The organism is Bilifractor sp. LCP21S3_F8, from assembly GCF_052117805.1.
Lineage (GTDB): Bacteria > Bacillota > Clostridia > Lachnospirales > Lachnospiraceae > Bilifractor.
On record NZ_JBQKIK010000012.1, the window covers coordinates 26,277 to 46,485 of the forward strand.

Here is a 20,209-nt window from a genome sequence, read left to right on the forward strand (position 1 = left end):
TAACCCGTTTCTAACCCGTAATTTTTTCGCGGGAGCCGCAATTGATGACCCCGCATGAATACCTGTGTCCTGTTACCGAATTCCTGATGATCTGATTCACACTGAATGTACTGCGCCGTAAATCACCGTCCGCGCCTGGCTGAAAATTTGATTTGATACATCTTACGGTCCGCCACTGCGATAAACGTCTTCGGTCCGTCTGATCCGTTCCACACGGATGTGCCGGCACTGAAGGTGATCGGACATGGCATCTTCCTCTCCTCCGCCAGCATTTTTGTTTTTTCCCTGATTGCAATCAAATCCCGTTCAATCTCGGAGCTGTCATCCGAACAGAGAATAATCGCGAATTCATCTCCTCCGTAACGGTAAAGGATCGATCGGTTTCTGGCGCCTTTCATGCACGTCGTGATGGCATCTCCGATGATGGTGAGAGCAATGTCTCCGGTATCATGTCCAAAGCGGTCATTTATGGATTTGAAATTATTCAGATCAATCATTGTAAAAGAAAGCTCCTGACCGGGCCGAAGGTTTTTCATCATCGATGTAATGTTGTGGATAATCATTCTCCGGTTTTTCAGCCCCGTCAGCGGGTCCAGATATATGAGATACTCCATCGAATTCACATAGATAATGACCGCAGAGACGCTCAGAACCGGACAGAGCACCGGGATCTCCGGCACAAAAAACTGAACGAAAGCAGCACCCAGCGGAATCAGCGGGTATGTACCGTAAAAAATATAGATACCTCTGACGGCGAAATTATCTCTTCGGAACGCATCCAGATATGACCGTATCATCGAGACGATATCGTAGGCAAAGCAGATCGCATAGATCAGAAGATACGCACGTCCCCTCCGGTAGATTCCATCAGCATCTATATAGAACAGAACTTTCAGGAACAGATTCAGAATGATCAGTACAATGAATAAAAATACGGGAATGAAGGCAAGACCAATTTTCCCGGGATTCCGGATCACTGCGGAATCCCTGCAGGATTCAAAGTACAGAAAAGCCTCACACGTTATCACGACAATCGCAATGAAGTAAATGCTCTTAAAAAAAACCGCAAGACTATCTGTGTATTCCCTGTTACGATTCATCATCAACAGTGAGGAAGCATCCGACAGAAAAAGAACGATATGCCACGTCAGCAGCCTTCGAAAATACATCTGCCCCTTAATTCTGCTGTTCAGAATCAGTTTCAGGATCAGCACAAACATGATAGTCGAACCGAAAACATTGATTTCCAGATATAGCAGGCGAAAAAGGCTCGAGATTTGCAGCATGAAGAATCCTTCCTTCGAAAACGTTTTGACGTGTGACAATTACAGAAAGAGGCATCTGCGCAGACCGCCGGTAACGCAGAACGCCCCTTTTTCTAATCGTTAAGTATACTATCGACCATATGATTATACAATAGCCATATGAGAATATCAGAATTCCGGACGCGCCTTCATCCGGTCTACATCTGTAATTTTCCGGATCACCCGGCAGGGCACACCCACAGCAAGTGAATCCGGCGGAATATCTCTGGTCACGACGCTTCCAGCGCCGATTACGCATCCCTCCCCGATCGTAACTCCTCCGCAGACAGTAACGTTACCCGCAAGCCAGCAGTTGCTGCCGATGTTGATCGGCTTTGCGTATTCACTGTCCGTCACTGTTCCGTCCTGCTTGACGTAAGGATTTCTTTCCTGCCAGCGAAATGGATGCACGGGCGTGAGAAGAGAGACACCAGGTCCGAAAAAGACATTGTCTCCGATGGTCACCGGACAGCAGTCCAGGCACGTGAAGTTGAAATTGGCATAGAAATTTTTCCCGACAGAGGTAAAGCAGCCATAATCGAACTGAACCGGCCCCTGCAGAAAGAAGGAATCCCCGGAAATTCCAAGCTCATGCAAAATTTCCGTACGCCTCTTATCTGTCTCGGGAAGCCCGTTATACTCCAGGCAAAGACGATGCGCCTTTGTCCGAAGAGCGGACAGTTCTTCATCCGACGGATCGTACAATTCTCCCGCCAGCATTTTTTCCTTTTCACTCATCATTGTCTGCTCCTAATATTAATTACAGGCAATTGCCTGCTATTTTTTCTTCAGGCAATTACCTGTGATTCTGCTTTTCTTCCGGTGATTGTCCGTTATCCCGTTTTTCTTCAGGCAACTGCCTGTCATCTCATTTCTTTTCCGATATTATATGACCTGTCTTCTTTTATCGCTCCTGGAAAATCTCAATCGACTCTCCGGCCTTCCCTCTGACAAAAGCCACCCGGATATTCATCTTCGGTTCCGTGTCAAGAACCAGATCCGCAGGCTCGGAATCAATCGGCAGCCCTTCCTTCCGGAAAAGTTCAACCGCCTCATCTGCGCTCTCAACCGTCAGCGCCAGATGACCGATCACGCCATCTCCGCGCTTCTGCTCCGCATTGTCCCACAGCTCAATCGTGCCTGTTCCGGTATCGATCATCGCCATATTTCCCAGTCCATCCACGTAACATCCGGCTGTTTTTCGGAAGCCAAGAACATTGCAGTAAAAGTCAATAACCTCGTCCATTTCCTTTTTTCCATGACAATTCAATGCAACATGATTCATACCTGTGATTGTACTCAAAGCTCTTCTCCTTGTTCTAGAAACATAATCGATTCGTTGTTCATGAAATGAAATGATTCATTGTTCTTCAAGTCCTTGAAGTGCAAGGATCCACTGCTGAAACTTAAGGAATCATCCGCTTTTTATTATAGTTTTTCAAAACGGTCCGGTCAATCTTATCCTTGCAGCAATCAGCCTGTTCATAGCCTTCCAGCAATCAGCCTGTTCACTGCCCAGAGCAAGTTTCGTATAGGATGCCCGCCTGGCCAACGATATAAAACACGCTGCGCGAGTTTTATCTCGCTATCGCGACGCTCGCCGCACCCGTATACTTCGCATTCGGCTGCGGCTCACTGTTCGCGTAAATATAAAAAGGCTCTGGCAATTGTCTCCAGAGCCCGATAATATATATTATATCTTCATAGAATTCATCGTACTTGTATTATTCATTGATCAGCCCTGATGTAATGGAAAAGGGAAAAAGTGTGAGCTTTGCCTCCCTTCCCTCTGCCCGAAGCGTAACAGGCATCCGATTACCGGACTTATTGAGCAGAATAACCGCTATTCTGCCATCCGGTCGCCTGCAGGCAGTTACATCAACCTCCTCTGAGAACTTTGTTGTCTCCAGAATCCTCGACCCATGTACGATTTTTCCTGAAAAATGTTCTATGTGCTTCGCAATCATCTGCGGCAACAGCGTTCTGTTCCTTCTGTGAAAAAGGAATGGCGCCAGACAATAGTTTCCTACATAATTAGGCCCTCCCCTCTCATCCAGCAGAATGTTCCAATCATAAAAAGCGCATATGCCATGATTCAGATCTCCGATGATTTCATGGGACAGCCGTATGGCGTTCATATCGTCATCGTCAGCGTCAAATTTGCTGAATTCAATACAGCTTTCTGAGAGAATCAATTCTTTATCCGGCCACTTTTGTCTGCACAGATCCAAAGCATCAAAATGATCTCCGCTGTACCAGTGAAAAGCAGCACCCGCGATCATGCCCCTGGTCTCTTCGTCTATAATATCCCTCATCCACTCATATACTCTCTCTTTATTATGATCCCAGATATAGATTTTCACATCCGTCAGACCATGTTTCCGCATCGCGGGATACATGAAATCTCTCAGAAATTCCTTTTCTTCCTCTGCGGTAAAAATACAGGAATCCCAGGTCTGCACTGCTTTTGGTTCATTCTGCAGAGACATGCGCGTAACCGTAAATCCCCTTCTCCTGAATTCCTGAATATAGCGGCACAGATATTCGGCCCAGAGTTTCCGGTATTCCGGTCTCAGTCTGCCTCCATGAATACGCTGATGATTTGTCTTCATAAACGCAGGAGGGGACCAGGGGGAGAGCATCAGCAACGGGGACCTGCCCATAAAGAAACGGATATCCTCCAGCATCGGAAGGATGTATTTTTCCGTGCGGGCCATGGAAAAGCTGCTAAGATTGCTATCGGATGGATCAGACATCGCTTCATACTGTTCCAGAGAAAAATCGCAGCTGTCAACAGGGACTCTCAGGATCCCATAATTCATCCGATCCGGGGAAAAACAGGCAGTCAGAAACGCTTCCTTCTGACTCTTATCCATTAAAGAATATACATAGGCAGCAGACTCAGTGACCGCACCGCCAAATCCATCAAAGATCTGTTTTTCATTCTCCGGATAGATATTCACCACATGATTTTCAATTCCGGAATCCTCCTGCATCTCTACAACCTGATGTAAAGGTTTGTTCATGCTGTTCCTGTCATAAGTAGTCGTGATTTCCAATCGCATGATATCCTCCATGAATAATCATAAAATTCCTGTCTTCAGCCTTTTACTGCACCACCGGTCAGTCCTTGCACAATCTGCGAGCTGAATGCAAAATAGAGAATGATTATCGGGATCAGTGTGATAACGACAGCTGCCATAGACTCACTCATATATCTGGTGAACTGACCGATGTACCGATAAATCGCAAGTGTCAGTGTAGTGACATTTTTATTACCCAGCAGTACCATTGGCATGTAGAAGTCATTCCACTGACCAATAGCGGTTATCAATCCCATCGTAAACATGACCGGTTTCGTTATCGGAAGAATGATCTGGAAAAATACGCGCAGGTCACTGCAGCCATCCAGTCTTGCCGACTCTTCCAGAGCAGTCGGAATGGCTCGGAAGAATTTCTGGAAAATCAGGCATGACATGGAAATGCCGGAGATATATACGAGGATCAGGCCAGACAATTTATTCAGCAGTCCAAGATTGCGCAAAAGTATGAACAGCGGCAGGATAGAAACCTGAATGGGAACCATCATACCAATCATAAAGTACGCAGAAAGAATCTTTTTTCCTTTGAATTGATATCTTGCGATTCCATAAGCAGCCATTGAAGACAGGAGAATGCATCCCACCGTCCCGCAGGCAGTCACAATCACGCTATTAAAGAAATACCTCAGAAAATCGCCCTTTTTAATAATTGCATCATAGGACGCGAATGAAATTGCTCTCGGCAATCCCGCGAAGTTTGTAACCAGATCTGACTTTGTCTTTAAAGAGTCCAAGATCGTTACACCAAGCACAAAAATTGTAATACAGGTGTAGAGTATTAATATTACTGAGCAGATGCTTCTTCCGACCTTCGCTCTTGTAGAATATACACCGTGGGCGCCTTCGGAGAAATCCATCTTTTTCTTCATCCTGACTTTCACTTTTCTCTCTCCTTTCTGCCAAGTTAGGTATCATATTCAAACTTAGACAGCACCTTGTTCTGAACCAGGGTTACGGCCATCATGACAATAAACATGACAACAACGATTGCCGCGCCAAACCCAAGATCAGATTTTCCGTTCAGCCCGCTTCCGAAAGTATATCTGTAGAACACAAGGTTGGCAAAATCCAGAGATCCGTTAATGCCTCCATTGATGCCACCCAGTATATAAGGCAGATCGAAAATGGCCAGCGCCCAGATGGTACTCATGGTGATATTGGAAGCACAGGACGGAAGGGACAGCGGAAACAGAATATACCAGAATCTTTGCCATTCGGTACAACCGTCAATACGGGAAGCTTCCATAACCTCTTCCGGGATGTCCATAAAGTTTGCGTAAAATATCATAATGCCCGAACCGGAGCCCTGCCAGAGGATAAGCATTACAAGAAGTTTAAATGCCATCTTCTCATCGCCGAACCATGCTGCCGGCTGCCCTCCGATTGCCTTTAAAAATTCATTCAATAAGCCAATGTTGGGATTAAACAGCAGTGTTGCAAAGAAAGACACAATGGTTGTAGAAATAACATACGGCAGGAACACCATGAATTTCAGGTACTTGTGAGCAGGAATCCGGATGAATAGCAGGTATGCCACAAGGTACTGGAAAGGTGTGATAATCAGCCACACACAGAGCAGATATTTCAGGTTATTCTTCAAGGCGTTGAAAAATTCCGGTGCAAATCTGGGATCTGTAAAAACAGTTACAAAGTTTTTGAATCCTATGAAATTCAGATTCCCCATTCCTGTCCAGTCTGTCAGCGACATACCGAAAACGACTACGATCGGAAGAGCTACAAAGATACTGTACAGAATAAACGCCGGTGTTATAAAAAACAGATAATTTCTGTTCTTCTTCATAATCGGACTCCTTTACTGTAAGGATAAAATACGGATACACGGGAACTCCATCTTGCATGGAACAGCTTCTGAACGCCCGGATCAAGAATGGGCAGACCAGAAGCTGTCCGAAGGTTTCCCTTTTATATTTTCGTTTTCTGAACGAATCATTTCATGACTGCTGCAATCTCATCCATGAACTGATCAACGGTAAGTCCGCCGTCAAATACTTTTGTAAAATCTGAGTCCCATATTGTGGAAGCCTCTCCCTTATCCGAATAACTGCTCAAAACATTCTGCCAGCTTCTGTAGGTATTCTCCTGTCCGCCTGCAGAAATTTCCTTCGCGATTTCGGTCGATGACTCAATTTCAGGAGTGCCGGAAACAGCGCCCTGTGACTGTACCCATATCGTCTGTGCTTCTTTTGTCGCGCAGAAATTGACAAATGCAACAGCCGCTTCTTTGTTTTCCGTTGCCGCGTTCACCGAAAATCCATTCGACGCAGTTCCTACAAGGCCTTTTGTGCCGTCCTCAGCCGGGATGGTGAATGCGCCAAGATTCAGATCCGGATTATTCTCCTGAATGGTAGCTGCATCCCAGGAGCCTGCTATATCCATAGCCGCACTTCCCGATGTAAAGGCAAGAATTTGTGCCGCGTTATCCGTGACACCTGTCCAGTTATCGCCAAAGTAACCATCCTTTGCCCAGTCAACCATCTTCTGCATTGCTTCTCTGGCAGGCTTTTCTGTTCCCTTGCTGGAATAGTCCTCCAGTCCCTTTGTATAATCAGGGTCATAGGCTGCGAGTAAGGGCTCGTAGACAAACAGCATGGACCATGGATCATGAGCCATGGAAATCGGCGTTATACCCGCCTTTTTGATAGACGCGAGAAGGCTTTCAAATTCCGAGAACTTCGTTGGAACCTTCCACCCATTCTCTTTAAACATGTCTTTATTATAGAATACGGTGCGGGTATCCAGCGTCATCCACGGTACGGAGTATTGCTTTCCATCAATTGTCGCCAGCTCCTTCGCACTGTCGGAAATGAAGGAATAATCTACATCGTTGCTCAGGTCAAGACATGCTCCGTTGCTCACCAGATCAGGCATGTTGCTCGTTGCCGTGCCGTTGGTCCAGAAAACATCTGGTCCGGATCCGGACTGAATTGCCGTATTTAACAGAGAATAATAATCTCCGTCAGCTTTAATCTCATAGTCAACCTCTACATTGGGATATTCCTTATTGAAGGCTTCAATTATTTTTTCCAGAGATTCTTCATAAGGATAGTCATGCTCCCAGACGGTAATCGCTCCGCTGACTTCTCCATTTCCCTCTGAAGACGAGCCGCCGGACACCGATCCGGAAGAAGCTGTTGATGCTGCTCCGCATCCAGTCATCATAAGTGTAGCTGCAGATAATAATGCAATGATTTTTTTATTCATTTTTCTCCTCCACTCCTGCAATACTCATCGTTTCTTTTCGTTTGATTGCCTGTTGTTATTTGTTATCTGTATTTTACTTTTACGCGTCATGACAAACAATCGACAATATTCCAGGAGTGATTCACTATTTTTCAATTCAAAAAAATATCTTCGTTCAAAATCTTATAACTTGTTCAATTTCTACTAAAGCTCAGATGATGGTATATCTGTATGTGTTTTTCTGCATCAATATTTCTTCTTTTTTCCCGATCTTCAGCCTGCAGACAGAAGAAACGCTCCGATGGGATTCTTTCCCATCCGGAGCGTTTCTTCTCATCTTCTGTATTCACTGACCGTTTTCCCTGTCGTTTTCTTGAAAACCCGGATCAAATAATTGGAATTGGAAAAACCAGTTTGTTCTGCGATCTGTTCCAATGACAGATGTCGGTTTCGAAGGAGGATTTTAACCCGTTCGATTCTTTGTTCATTCAAATACTGAACGAGGGTTTCTCCCGTTCTTTCCTTGAATTTTTTGGTAAAAGAGGGGACGCTCATGCAGCATTTTTCTGCCAGATCCACAAGATTTATTTTTTCATCCAGATGCTCTTCTATATAAGCCAGTGCCTCTGAGATTTCATCCCGCTCGATGGCCCGGACCGCCTGTTCTCTGCACTCTGCCACCATTTTAATAAGCTGCTCACGAAGTTCTGTGACATTTCCCGTATTGGTTACGATCGAGAAAATCCGGGAATCCAGATTCTGTTTTTCATCCGGAGAACGCCCCTGAAGATTATAATCCAGTGCCCTGTCCAAAAACCTGCTCAAGGCCTGCATAAGCTGACCCTTCATTTTCACGGGTTCAACCCGGCAGAAAGCGGCTTTTTTCAGATATAAATCCAGTTCAGCAGAAAAGATCTCCATGCTTTGATCGGAAAGGAAGCTATTGTAAGAGAAATCATTGACCACAAAAGGCTCTCCGCCATCATGATAAAAAAATATCTGAACATCCGGTTCATAATAGTACCTTTGAACTGCGGTAATCGCCTCCTGATATCGATTTCTCATCTCCTTGAGGTCATGCATTTCACTGCTGATTCCAAATAGCAGCCTGCCGCTGACATAATGTCTCGCACTCCTGATTAATGTGCTTATATTTTCGGAAATATGACGATTTCTCTCACTTTCCGTCTGGTTCCTGTCGACCTTGAACAAAATGAAGGGATCTTTGTCATATGGCAGAAACATCGTACCCATATTATATCGCCGTACCAGTCCGTCCAGAAGATGATAGAACATATTGGCATCTATAGACGGACTCTTTATATCTCCTGACATATCTACACAATATGTCCGGAATACCCCGACGCGGAATATCTCCTCCCCCGTCATCTCACTCATTACACTGTCATCCACATCTCTGGAAACCTCTTCTGTTCTATTCTTCCCATGTTTCGCGTAAACTTTTCTAATTTCTGACAGCAGTATCGGGCCCGATATCTTGTGCTTGAGAAGATATGCGTCCGTTCCTCTGGATATTGCCTCCTGTGCATATGAAAAATCATCGTGACAGCTGAGGATGATAACGCCTGATGCAAGATTAGCGGAACGTATAACCTCGATGAAATCCAGCCCGTTCATATCCGCCATCTCGATGTCTGTGATGACGATATCCACCGGTGTTTTCCGCAGAAACGGAATTGCCTCCTCCGGACCGCTGAAAACATTCACTACCATAACATCCTCTTTGCCATCTATCAAAGACTGTATACCGATTCCGGCAAGCATTTCATCATCTACTATAATTACCTTTATCATTTCACATCACCCGCAGATATTTCTTCTTTCCCTTTTTGTTAATCTGCATCATCCACAGGAATTGCAGGTAGCAGATAAATAACCGTTGTCCCTTTTCCCGGAGTGCTGTCTATCTTCATATAGTATTCATCTCCGAATTCCAGACGGATGATCTCCTCGATATTGTGAATTCCGATATTGGTATGATTCGACTTCTTCTCCGGTTTTCTGCGCCAGGCTTCAACGTCAAATCCCACGCCATGATCCACCAAGGTTATGTGTAAATGATTATCCTTCCAGACATGTAATTCTATGTTTGTATTGCGTATTTTACCGCGATTCAGTCCGTGGACAATAGCATTTTCAACCATAGGCTGCAGCAGAAGCTTCGGAACTCTCAGATTTTCCACTCCTTCCTGAACATCAAGTTTCAGATTAAAATTCATGAAACGGGCGCTCTGAATCACTGCATAATTTTTCACAAGATCAAGCTCATCCTGAAGCTTATACTTCCCATCATCAACCTTCGCGGCATTCATAAAAATACTGATCAGAGATTCCGTCAGATTCTGAATCTGATCCTGCTGATTCAGAACAGCCAGCCACTTGATGGTATTTAATGCATTATAGATAAAATGCGGTGTCAGTTGGGATGTCAGTGTCTTGATCTGCTGCTTGGTCTTTTCTTCCTGTTCTTCTCTGTAAGCAGCCATCAGATCCGCTATACGCAGCTTCATATTATTATAGTGAATGGAAAGGCTTTCAAATTCCTGAATCCCTTCAACCTGAAACTCGCTGTTTTGCAGCTGTCCCTGCGCATAATCGTCCATATTTTTCTTCAGCAGTTCCAGCGGATTGAAAATGTACCTTTGCATGGAATGGTACATGAGTATCATAAAGCCAAAATAGGTAAGAGATACCAGAAAGAACGGCAACAGAACAAGAAGGATTTTTTTATCCATGATGGCTGAATCAATCAGACAAACGCTGTACCACCCCACATCCATAAGATTATAGGACGCAAGAATTTCTTTTCCCTTCTCTGTCTGAATCGTCTGATATTCCTGCTTTTTCCCGGGATCAATGACATCAACATTGAGACTGTCCCCCAGGTGTCCCGGCTCTGAAGCATACAAAATCTTCCCATGGCTGTCAGTAAGATACCAGGTAGAATAATCCTCAGACAGATCGCCTAAGGCATCCGATACGATCCGGTCGCTAAGAAGCATATAAAGAATACCAACATTCTTTCTGTTCTTTCCATTCAGGGCTCTGGCCATGATAAATAAATTTTTGTCCGGTCCACGGTAATACTGGTTGGAGGTATACCACATGCATCTGCCTCCAGCCTTCAGGATTTCATCCTGTTTGCCTTTCATGGATGCAATCACCGCAGAATGATCCCCGCCACTATGATAGGTATTGGTTCCTGTTACGATATACGCTGCAAGCACTCCTGTATTTGCATATTTCATTGCTTCCAGCTGTCCTGTCAACGTCTGCCTTTCCTGATCAGTCAGTTTTTCATTCTTTTCCAGATAATCAATGCACCCCGTATAGTATATCGCCATAGAGTCATTTTCGCGCTCAACGATATTTCTGTGAATGACAGAGGCGGCTGCTGTCAGTGTACCGATAGTATCCTGCCCGAGTGTCTGCATGATATAATGCTGAAACAGACCAATTACCATACCGGCAAGCACAATATAAGGGGTAAAAATAAACAGGGTAAAAGACACTAGGACTTTTCCCCTGATTCCCATTTTTTTAAAGACTTTGTTCCATGTTTTAATCAAGATCTTCCCCTTCGAAAGGTTGTTATTGTTCCTGATGATAATCCGGATCTGCCTCTTCCAGAGGTTTAAACAATCTGATAATGATTTTGTCAGACAGATAAGCCGGCAGCGAAAAACCGCACAGCAAAAGTGCAAGAACAGCGGCCTGCGAGAACTGTGCCAGGAACAGTATAAGCAGTAACGGAAGAACGTAAATTGCAGCCAGCACGAAAGTATAGGGCAATTTTGCGATCGCCAGTCTGATCGAAAAGAGCAGATATCCCTTCACACTGTTGCTGAAGTATGCTGCTGCGGAAAAAATATAGACCAGTAAAATAAGCAGCCCTGTCAATACGATACTTATTATAACACGCATAGCCGGTGCCCAGAAAAAATTCTGTCTGGAAAAGATATAAATGTCGACAGCGCTGGTCAAGCCCAGAAGCAGAATCCCGAGCCAGATTGTCGTTGATTTTCGAAAATTGCTTTTAAAAGCGTGAAAATAGCCGGACAGAATATTCGGTTCGTCTCCCCTGAGTAAGGCAATAAGCATGCTGTGCATTGCTGTCGCTGCAGCCCCGATTGTAAAGACCGGTATGCTGCAGACCAGAAAAAGCAGATTCAGCGATACCACATACATAATTTTAGTCAAAGCCTTCTGAAGCGTCCCGTCATAACTCAGAAAATGTTTCATCTCAGTTTTTCTGCAGCCCCTTTCTGTCGATTTCAATTTTCATACCCTCCGGTCCTGTACACGAGAAGCTTCCGTTTCCCAGGGTACTCCAGCGAACATGAATCATTCCTGCAGGTGTTTTTACACTTCCCTCCGCTCCGGTCAGATACCCTGCAACCGGAGCAACTCTGGCTGATGCATATCCCGGCTCGGCAGGCCTCACACCCAGAGTAACACATGGCAGCTCATAGAGAATCAGCGAGCCCCATCCGTGACAATCACTCCTTGCCGTGACATCATCTTCCACACAAGTACTGGCGCCCATTTCCAGCATCCTTCTCCAGATATTCCAGTACTGATCCGTTCTCTGATACAGTCCTGTCAGCTCCAGCGCACGGAAAAGATAATATGCCATAGCTACAGAACACTGTGCGTACCTTTCCGGATGATCCATCGTTTCAATCAAATTGATTTTTGCCTGGTCAGATTTTCCGGTCCCCGTCAGGATGGCAAATACCTGCGGATGCTGGCTGTACTTTTCCACACCCGGCCCATCCTGAATCATTCCGTTCTTACCTGTGCAATACCGCAGAACCGCCGTCTGCACAGCATTTTTTTCCTTTGTATATGCCCGGGCCTGCTCGTGATGACCTATCCATTCCGCAAGGTCCGCAGCTTTTTCAAGGCCATAAATGTACAGAAGACTTTCCATTGTTATGGGGCCTTCAAGTATTGCGTCAGGTACTCCTGTTGTTGCGTTCCATTCTGGTGTCCAGTCTATAAAGGACCAGGCCGCGCCATGACCATTGAGTCCACCAAGCTTACCCACATATCCCCCGGGTGTCAGATGCCTGTGAAAATAAAGCAGAATTCCTTCCACACATGGCATATGATTCCGTATGAATTCCTTATCGCCGAAATACATCATGTGATCATGAAGCATGCAGATGTAATAAATGGAAAATCCAGGTATAAGATTCGGTCCGAAATTGGGATATGAACAATTCAACTGCCCGTCATATCTCTGCGATCTTCTGAAATCATCGATACACTTGCGTGCCAGCCGGTCGTCTCCTGTTGTTGCATAAGTATAGAGGATCTCCAATCTGGAATCCATGGCATACTGGAGCTGCTCGTAAAAAGGACAATCCTCATATGTCTCATGCATACAATTCCGCAGTGTTCTCTCACTGATATCCCAGATTTTTTCAAGAGAAGGGTCGCTTGTGTGAATTCCATGAAATTCATCCAGCGGGTATGCTGTTTTCGTATAGCAGAAGTTCTGAATTTCAAGCGGCTCTTTCCCTGTTTCTATCTCTATACGGATGAAACGGAAAGTCCTGAACCAGAATGGATCATATATTTCCGGTCTTTCATCTATTCCGGATCCTTCCACATGATACACATCAGAGAAGCCCTGCAGCACTCCGCCTGCCGGATCTATCCTTTGGTTCTTGCTTAAACCGCCCGCCTTATCTCTGTGCATATAGCACTCCGAATACAGCAGACGGATCACGGATCCTCGCCCTCCTGTAAGCATCAGATGAATATATCCGGTTTCTTCAACATCTGACGTAATTTCTACCACTTCTCTCGTATCGGATGGGATCCTGACTGCATTTCTTCCTTCCAGCATCGCATCCCAGGTATCTGCGCCGGACATTGATTGCCGTATCGCGCTGACATGATGAAATTTCTTCTGTTCCAGTGTCAGATACGGAATTGTTCTTGCGTGAAGATTTCCGGGACTGACAGCATATGGAATATTTCTGACAGTTATAGCCCAAGGCCAGGAACTGTCATCATACACACTATCCCTCCACCCCTGCAAATCTCTTTCTGGTCTTCTGTCCTCGAAGATCTGTAAGGGCGCAAAAACCGGATCTTCCGACACGATAGAAAATCCCCTGTCCATCTGTCCTTTCCAATCCTCGCCTGCACAGACGTCATAATGCTTTCCCTCTGTATCAAGAATCACACCTCTGACATAAAGCCCTGGATGCTCCGTGCGAAAGATCCCGTGATTTCCTTTCAGATGGATCAGAGGATAACGGAGAACTTCTACGGCTAGTACATTCCTGCCTTGATGCAGGTAAGGAAGTAAATCCGGTTCATCGTAGTACCAGATCTGAGCATCTCCCCTGCTCGGCCCGCATACAACCAGTCTTCCGTTTACATACAATTTATACCTGGAATCCGCAGAAATTCTCAGCTCTGCTCGTGCCGGTGAAAATTCCAGATCTATTGTTTTTCTGAACAGTACCAGTACGGCCTTGTCGTTATTGTCTGCGGGCCATTCTCTGCACCAGATCCAGTTCCTGATATCCTGACTCATAGCATGCCTCCCTGAAAATACCTCTGTTATAGTTAGGAGTATATGGTTCGCCGCCTCTCGTGGAAAGTCAGTCTTCGTTGACGGTGATTCACAATCTGATCAGATCAATGATCCCCGCATGTGAAACCATTCAAAATATGCTAATCTGATTCAATTTTTGATTGGCGGATCTATGATCCGGCAACGAGATAAAACACGCTGCGCGAGTTTTATCTCGCTATCGCGACGCTCGCCGCACACGAATACTTCGCATTCGGCTGCGGCTCACTGTTCGCGTAAATAGAAAAGGCTCCGGCAGTCATCACCAGAGCCAAATACATTTCGAATTAATCACACAATTCATCGGACAAGGATAATATTTCCTGATACCTGTTACTGTTCACCGATCTTCAGGATCGTCTTGCCTTTTGATTTTCCCTGTTTCACCTTGTTGAGTGCCGCGTTGACCTCGTCTAAAGCAAATACGGTATCAATGGAAGTCTCCAGCGGGTGTTCACGGTCAAACAGTCTGCCGATCCTGTCCAGCTGGCTGCCGTCCTCGTGCACAAACAGAAAATCATAGGTCTGTTTTTTGGCTGCCGCCATGCGGTCATACCTGCTGCCTGCCAGCTGAAAGAGGATCCGCTTGAAGAACGGCATGCCGCTTCTTCTGGCAAATCGACCGTTTGGCAGTCCGCGCAGAGAAACCAGATTTCCGCCTTCCTTCAGAACCTTGAATTCATTTGGAAGCTCACGATCGCCGAGGGTATCCAGAACATGATCTACATCCGAGAGAACATCTGCATAGTTTTCCTTCCTGTAGTCAATAAATTTCTCTGCCCCGAGCTTTCTGACACGCTCCTCATTGTCACCGCTTCCATTTGTATAAACGTGCAGTCCAAGGCTTTTGGCCACCGGTATGGCCATTGCGCCGAGGCTTCCCGTCCCTCCGGAAATAAAAACAGATTCCCCGGCACGCACATTCATGATATCAAACGCCTGCATCGCTGTCAGCGCCGTCAGCGGGACCGTCGCCGCCTCCTCAAAGGAAAGATATTCCGGGATCGAAGCCACTGCCGATTCTTTCAAAGCGGCATACTCCGCAAAGGCACCGATCTTCTTCAACGGCATTCTGCCGTAGACACGATCCCCGGGTTGGAACCGGGAAGCGTTCTTCCCCGTTTTCTCCACGATCCCGGCAAATTCATTGCCCATCACCAGAGGCATCGCATAGGGAACGATCAGCTTTACCTCGCCGCGGATGATCATATTATCCAGCGGATTGACTGCCGCTGCGATAATCTTCACCAGAATCTCATCCTCTTCCGAGACCGGCGTCGGAATTTCACGGATATTCAGGTCCGTACCTTTTTTATCGTAATGTGTCAAAACAGCAGCCTTCATTTTATCGATTCCTCCGATTTCTCTGTACGGTGCTCCACAATGTACCTGCTCATATCCGTGATACAGTCTTCAAGTGTCATGCTCTGCAGCCGGTTCTCCACATCCCTCTCCATGCCCCGGAACATACTTCCCAGAACCGGACGAATATTGTGTCCGACGATACAGGCATCGTTTGGATTCTGATGAAGATCGAACAGATGGAGAGAATCTGTTTCCATTACTGCCTTGTAAATGTCTAGCAGGGAGATCTGCTCCGGTTTCTGCCGCAGACGGAACCCGCTGATCCCGCGGTGGCCCTCAATAATCCCCGCCTTGCTAAGCCTGGTCGTCAGCTTTCTGATGTAGCTTGGATTAGTTCCGACGCTCACTGCAATCTGATCCGAATTCATCGGGCTCTCCGATTCCGAGATCAGAATCAACGCATGGATGGCAGATGAAAATTTTGTATCCATACTTATTTCTCCAGTTCGTAGGTGGCGATATATTCTGTGTTCTCCGGTGCTGCAATTCCGGGATCGGACTGTATAAATCTGCCGCCCAGTCCGGCCTCCTTTGCAGCGATATCAAAATGACAGAGGGCGATTCCCAGGTCAACCTTCTGAATATCTCCTGTGGATTCTCTGTCGTAGCCCTTCGTTTTTGCTTCGTAGAAGTGTACTCTGCCTTCCTCAGTCACCGCTCTCCACGGCTGCTTGTTTGTCGCAGAAGGTGCCAGGCGCACCAGTTCAAGAGGGCCTGTCCACTTACCGGCATTCTCTTCCCTGAGAGGATGCTGAAAATCTCCTTCAAAGAAAAGCTCTTCAACCGGCAGCCGGTGATCTGATTTCATTCCCTTTCGCATCAGGTTCTCCCGGATTGAGCGCTTCTGTGCGGCATAGCCCAGCGGTGTCACCGCGGGCATGACTTCATTTTCTCCGAGATTTATTGCTTTTTCAAATGCCTTGCGGTCAATGGTTGCTGCCAGCCATACTGTTCCAAGCCCCAGAGACGTCGCATACAGAACAAGCTTTTCAAAGGAATAGCCGAATGCAATCTCCGCGTTTTTCTGTTTCTGATATTTCCCGGCCACATAGGTATCTGCGCCTACAATCACCGGACTGCTGACTCCGTCCTTTTCCGTATTCAGAATGGAGAATGTAATCGGAACGCCGAACGGATTATCATCCTGCTCCAGATATTCCCGGACCTGCTGCATAATCTGCTCAGGAATCTTTTTCTCTTCGTAGGTTCTTACGCTGATTCTCTTTTTGATTGTCTCTGTATTCATGATTACCTCTTCTTCCTTCGCGCTGTGTGCTGAATTCCAGTAGATTTGTATTTGTATCTGTTGCAGATACATTATCATGTGCAGTTCAATCTGTCAAGGTTTCTTGTCTGAATTATTTTCTCCTCCCTCGGAAGCTGTATGCGAAAAAAAACGTGGAGAGGGAGATAAAAAGGATATTTAATCGAAATCATCTGTGTGCGGAAACGATCCGGATCAGCCAAAACAAACGAGGGGTACAAAAGCGAGATAAAACACGCTGCGCGAGTTTTATCTCGCTATCGCGACGCTCGCCGCACACGAATACTTCGCATTCGGCTGCGGCTCACTGTTCGCGTAAATAAAGATGCGGCCGGAAAAGCAGCCGCATCAGTCTTCACTATCAAGTATGGTCTTCCATTGATCAATAAGTTCCTTTGAGCAGGTGTTCAGATCCGCGACGCCGTACACATATTTCGCGGCTTCGTCATTGAAGGCATCTATGATATCCATATTTTCATTCGACGGTCCCATCGTCTCGAAGCGATTCAGATTGCGCAAGACATAATTTCCGGCCTCGGCGTCATAATCATTCAGAGACCCGTTTTCACGCAGGATACTTCGCGCTTTTTCACTGACCGGAATTCCCTTCTCGGTTCCCTGCAGCAGAACCATATCTTTATCATTGACCAGAAAGTTCAGAAGTTCAGCAGATTGCCTGGGATGCTTTGTGTTTTTGCTGATGGCATACATCGTGGCTGGTTTCACGTACCATCCGTAAAGTGCCTCATTTGCAGAGGTAATGGGTGGATTGGCCATCACAGGTGATATTCCTTTGTCCTGCAGCTGACTGCAGTAATTGTCTGCGTCACTTGCCCAGATGCCAACGCCCGCACAGGTTCCGTTGCTGAAATCCGTGTCTGTGCTCTTACCATTCAGGCAGATCACCTGATTGTCATAGAGATCCTTGTAAAAATCCAACAGCTTACCCGCATCATCGGTTCCTCCGGTATATTTTCCGTCCTGGTCAAAAAGAGTCTTCCCGGTTGTCTGCTCATAGCGCGCAATCACAGAAAGAAATAGGTGCTTATCGCTCAGGTGAAGGGGATAGCAGCCGTCCTTGCTCATAATGGACGCTGCATGAAACAGATCATCCCAGGTCTCAGGAGCTTTCAATCCGTATTTATTGAGAATGTCCGGATTGTAGTAAAAGACCACAGCGTTATAGGCGATCGGGATGGCGTTCAGTACGCCGTTCGATGTGCCATAGCTCAGATCTTTTTTGCTGTAGTTGTCGAGATCAATGTAATCCGAGAGAGCATTCAGATCATAATAGCCGGAGCCGTCAGCGGAGTACTCACGGATCCAGTTATAATTGATCTGCATCACATCAGGCGCTTTGCCCGAGAGCATGTAAATTCGATTTCGTCTCTCATACCCATTCCAGACATTATAGGAGCAGTTGACCTCGATCTGCGGATATTTTTCCTGAAATACATCGATACCTTTCAGCGTATACAGATGCCTGTCGTCGTTTCCCCACCAGCCGAAGGTGATGGCGGTGTTTTTTTTCGTGTTTTTTATGACGGTATGGCTCTCCGGTTTATATACGATATAATAATAGCTGAAGCCAAAGAAAAACAGGAGAAGGAGAATCCCGATGATAAAACGGAATGCGTTATGCTTTTTCGCAAATTTCATCATATCGTGTCACTTCCCTTGTCTTCGAAATAATCCTGGCCTTTTCCGTTCTTCTTTCCCGTGTAGAGGAGCGTGTCAGCCCTGCTGAAAACCCTTTCAAAATCGCGGTCATCACTGTGCACAATCGCCGTACCGCTGCAGAAAGAAAGACCGTCGGCGGCATAATCCCTGCCGAGACTCTCCTGGAAGCGAGACCGCAAAGCATCGGTATATTTCCTGAGTTCTTCCCGGGCACCTTCCTCATCTACGATATCCATGCAGCCGAAAACCCCGAACTCATCGCCGCCGAGTCTGCCGAGTATAAACTCAGATCCGTAGGTTTCAGACAGAAGTCTGGAAAAGCGGCGTAGGACATTGTCTCCTTCCAGATGGCCGTGCTGATCGTTGATCGATTTGAAATTATCCAGATCAAAGATGGAAAAACTCATGATTTTATCCGCGGGCATTTCCTGAACGAAGCGGTTTGCCATTCTGTGAAATTCTTCGTTGTTGTACAAACCGGTCATGCGGTCATGGTGGGCCTCTTCCTGCAGCGAATCAACATAATGATTCGCTGTGACATTGATCCGGCTTGTTTCTATTATGCCGAAGATGAGGATCAGACCAACAACGGCAAGAATGACAAGGATGGTGGTCTCCATGAAACGGTTGTTGTCCTGTACAATCAGGCTCACGGGGACTGTGCAGATCACACGCCATCCATTGCTGCATTCATCGCTGGTGATCAGCGCCTTGTCCGCCATCACGCTGCCGTTTCTGAGGCTGCCGAGGTACGACACGGTGGATGCCGGAAGCTCTGTTCCAATTTCGTCGCTATCATTCGAATAAAGGATCCGGTTATCGTTGTTGACCAGAGATACATTCATGCCTTTCAGCTGCTCTGGAATCTGAAACACATTCTTCAATTCACGGGAGTAGAAGGAGATCAGGATGACACTGTACTTATTGAAACGTTCGAAGTAGTAGATGTGTTCGATGTCGTCCTTCAATCCGAAATACCAGGTACTGTGCTCATCATTCTGCTTCAGGATATTACTGAAGGCCTCATACATTCCGCCGTCAGCGTACATATTCTTCGTGACCTTCGACAGTGATCCGATGACTTCATCATCACTGTAGATAATGGCAAAATCTGCATAGTTGTCCAGCAGACTCAGATCTGTAATGTTGTCATTGATTTCATTGGAAATCTGAAGCTGCGTATACGGATCAGCGTTTTTCTCCGTTGGGTTGTAGGTATAATTAGTACTGTTGGAAAAAAGAAGCGCGGAAGCCTTCTCAACCTTGGTCAGATAAGAATCAATGTTCAATTCCATCTGACGGTTGCTGGCGCTGATCAGACTGGCAGCATTCTCCCGCATGAAAATATTTGATCTTCCCGTGAGAAGCAGAACAATATACAACGAGATCCCCAGGATCAGCGTTGAAAAAAGAATAATGGTACGAAGTTGTGTTTTCTTAAATTCATTACCCATATCTACAAAACTGTTAAGTTCAAAAGTGTGTATGCTGATAGGTATGCTGAATATCAAAAAATAATAAAAATATATTATCACTGAAAATGACGGGTGTCAATTTATGCAAATTCAGCCGGAGCATTACACACAACGTGTGTATACCCCGGCGACATATTCACCGACCAATCGCCGCCATTCAGGGGAGCATTACAAACAACGCGTCTATACCCCGGCTGCACTCT

At 46.0% G+C, this 20,209-nt stretch carries 17 protein-coding genes; all 17 read right to left on the reverse strand.

The annotated features are described in order from the left end of the window. Positions 1-122: 122 nt before the first annotated feature. Complete coding sequence (locus ACTQ3A_RS07215; RefSeq protein WP_441495274.1) at positions 123-1,220, reverse strand: GGDEF domain-containing protein; 1,098 nt, start codon at positions 1,218-1,220, stop codon at positions 123-125. A gap of 213 nt (positions 1,221-1,433) precedes the next feature. Then, entirely contained in the window at positions 1,434-2,042 is a 609-nt protein-coding gene (locus ACTQ3A_RS07220; protein ID WP_441101031.1) for a sugar O-acetyltransferase, read from the reverse strand. 166 nt (positions 2,043-2,208) lie between these two features. Further along, positions 2,209-2,607 (reverse strand): VOC family protein, encoded by a 399-nt coding sequence (locus ACTQ3A_RS07225; RefSeq protein ID WP_441101030.1) that lies wholly within the window; start codon positions 2,605-2,607, stop codon positions 2,209-2,211. A 421-nt stretch (positions 2,608-3,028) separates the two neighbouring features. Continuing rightward, entirely contained in the window at positions 3,029-4,369 is a 1,341-nt protein-coding gene (locus ACTQ3A_RS07230; RefSeq protein WP_441494854.1) for a glycoside hydrolase family 30 protein, read from the reverse strand. A 35-nt stretch (positions 4,370-4,404) separates the two neighbouring features. Continuing rightward, a complete protein-coding gene (locus ACTQ3A_RS07235) occupies positions 4,405-5,274 on the reverse strand; it encodes a carbohydrate ABC transporter permease (RefSeq protein ID WP_441495275.1) in 870 nt (289 codons plus the stop codon). 35 nt (positions 5,275-5,309) lie between these two features. Continuing rightward, positions 5,310-6,206 (reverse strand): carbohydrate ABC transporter permease, encoded by an 897-nt coding sequence (locus ACTQ3A_RS07240; RefSeq protein WP_441494852.1) that lies wholly within the window; start codon positions 6,204-6,206, stop codon positions 5,310-5,312. A gap of 146 nt (positions 6,207-6,352) precedes the next feature. Continuing rightward, the gene (locus ACTQ3A_RS07245; protein WP_441494851.1) at positions 6,353-7,627 is read right to left on the reverse strand and encodes an ABC transporter substrate-binding protein; all 1,275 of its coding nucleotides are present in this window, start codon (positions 7,625-7,627) and stop codon (positions 6,353-6,355) included. 190 nt (positions 7,628-7,817) lie between these two features. Next, on the reverse strand, positions 7,818-7,943 hold the full coding sequence (locus ACTQ3A_RS07250; RefSeq protein ID WP_441495276.1) for a hypothetical protein: 126 nt from the start codon (positions 7,941-7,943) through the stop codon (positions 7,818-7,820). After that, positions 7,940-9,421, reverse strand: a complete 1,482-nt coding sequence (locus tag ACTQ3A_RS07255) for an AraC family transcriptional regulator (protein WP_441494850.1) — start codon at positions 9,419-9,421, stop codon at positions 7,940-7,942. The genes ACTQ3A_RS07250 and ACTQ3A_RS07255 overlap by 4 nt, the downstream gene beginning before the upstream one ends. 38 nt (positions 9,422-9,459) lie before the next feature. Next, positions 9,460-11,163, reverse strand: a complete 1,704-nt coding sequence (locus tag ACTQ3A_RS07260; RefSeq protein ID WP_441495277.1) for a sensor histidine kinase — start codon at positions 11,161-11,163, stop codon at positions 9,460-9,462. Positions 11,164-11,218: 55 nt separating this feature from the next. Further along, a complete protein-coding gene (locus ACTQ3A_RS07265) occupies positions 11,219-11,869 on the reverse strand; it encodes a YesL family protein (protein ID WP_441495278.1) in 651 nt (216 codons plus the stop codon). Position 11,870: 1 nt separating this feature from the next. Then, positions 11,871-14,183 (reverse strand): alpha-L-rhamnosidase-related protein, encoded by a 2,313-nt coding sequence (locus ACTQ3A_RS07270; protein WP_441494847.1) that lies wholly within the window; start codon positions 14,181-14,183, stop codon positions 11,871-11,873. A gap of 372 nt (positions 14,184-14,555) precedes the next feature. Beyond that, positions 14,556-15,566, reverse strand: a complete 1,011-nt coding sequence (locus ACTQ3A_RS07275; RefSeq protein WP_441494846.1) for an NADP-dependent oxidoreductase — start codon at positions 15,564-15,566, stop codon at positions 14,556-14,558. Continuing rightward, the gene (locus ACTQ3A_RS07280) at positions 15,563-16,018 is read right to left on the reverse strand and encodes an Rrf2 family transcriptional regulator (protein ID WP_441494845.1); all 456 of its coding nucleotides are present in this window, start codon (positions 16,016-16,018) and stop codon (positions 15,563-15,565) included. Before ACTQ3A_RS07280 ends, ACTQ3A_RS07275 begins: the two co-directional genes overlap by 4 nt. A 2-nt stretch (positions 16,019-16,020) precedes the next feature. Beyond that, entirely contained in the window at positions 16,021-16,833 is an 813-nt protein-coding gene (locus ACTQ3A_RS07285; protein ID WP_441494844.1) for a nitroreductase family protein, read from the reverse strand. A gap of 366 nt (positions 16,834-17,199) precedes the next feature. After that, on the reverse strand, positions 17,200-18,513 hold the full coding sequence (locus ACTQ3A_RS07290; protein WP_441494843.1) for an ABC transporter substrate-binding protein: 1,314 nt from the start codon (positions 18,511-18,513) through the stop codon (positions 17,200-17,202). After that, positions 18,510-19,985, reverse strand: a complete 1,476-nt coding sequence (locus ACTQ3A_RS07295) for a GGDEF domain-containing protein (RefSeq protein ID WP_441494842.1) — start codon at positions 19,983-19,985, stop codon at positions 18,510-18,512. The genes ACTQ3A_RS07290 and ACTQ3A_RS07295 overlap by 4 nt, the downstream gene beginning before the upstream one ends. Between the last annotated feature and the right edge of the window lie 224 nt (positions 19,986-20,209).

Excerpts from the sequence above, each read along its gene's own strand:
- ACTQ3A_RS07215 (WP_441495274.1), bottom strand. The coding sequence starts at position 1,220 with ATGTTTGTGCTGATCCTGAAACTGATTCTGAACAGCAGAATTAAGGGG.
- ACTQ3A_RS07220 (WP_441101031.1), bottom strand. The coding sequence starts at position 2,042 with ATGAGTGAAAAGGAAAAAATGCTGGCGGGAGAATTGTACGATCCGTCG.
- ACTQ3A_RS07230 (WP_441494854.1), bottom strand. The coding sequence starts at position 4,369 with ATGCGATTGGAAATCACGACTACTTATGACAGGAACAGCATGAACAAA.
- ACTQ3A_RS07235 (WP_441495275.1), bottom strand. The coding sequence starts at position 5,274 with ATGAAGAAAAAGATGGATTTCTCCGAAGGCGCCCACGGTGTATATTCT.
- ACTQ3A_RS07240 (WP_441494852.1), bottom strand. The coding sequence starts at position 6,206 with ATGAAGAAGAACAGAAATTATCTGTTTTTTATAACACCGGCGTTTATT.
- ACTQ3A_RS07245 (WP_441494851.1), bottom strand. The coding sequence starts at position 7,627 with ATGAATAAAAAAATCATTGCATTATTATCTGCAGCTACACTTATGATG.
- ACTQ3A_RS07250 (WP_441495276.1), bottom strand. The coding sequence starts at position 7,943 with ATGAGAAGAAACGCTCCGGATGGGAAAGAATCCCATCGGAGCGTTTCT.
- ACTQ3A_RS07255 (WP_441494850.1), bottom strand. The coding sequence starts at position 9,421 with ATGATAAAGGTAATTATAGTAGATGATGAAATGCTTGCCGGAATCGGT.
- ACTQ3A_RS07260 (WP_441495277.1), bottom strand. The coding sequence starts at position 11,163 with ATGGGAATCAGGGGAAAAGTCCTAGTGTCTTTTACCCTGTTTATTTTT.
- ACTQ3A_RS07265 (WP_441495278.1), bottom strand. The coding sequence starts at position 11,869 with ATGAAACATTTTCTGAGTTATGACGGGACGCTTCAGAAGGCTTTGACT.
- ACTQ3A_RS07270 (WP_441494847.1), bottom strand. The coding sequence starts at position 14,183 with ATGAGTCAGGATATCAGGAACTGGATCTGGTGCAGAGAATGGCCCGCA.
- ACTQ3A_RS07275 (WP_441494846.1), bottom strand. The coding sequence starts at position 15,566 with ATGAAGGCTGCTGTTTTGACACATTACGATAAAAAAGGTACGGACCTG.
- ACTQ3A_RS07280 (WP_441494845.1), bottom strand. The coding sequence starts at position 16,018 with ATGGATACAAAATTTTCATCTGCCATCCATGCGTTGATTCTGATCTCG.
- ACTQ3A_RS07285 (WP_441494844.1), bottom strand. The coding sequence starts at position 16,833 with ATGAATACAGAGACAATCAAAAAGAGAATCAGCGTAAGAACCTACGAA.
- ACTQ3A_RS07290 (WP_441494843.1), bottom strand. The coding sequence starts at position 18,513 with ATGATGAAATTTGCGAAAAAGCATAACGCATTCCGTTTTATCATCGGG.
- ACTQ3A_RS07295 (WP_441494842.1), bottom strand. The coding sequence starts at position 19,985 with ATGGGTAATGAATTTAAGAAAACACAACTTCGTACCATTATTCTTTTT.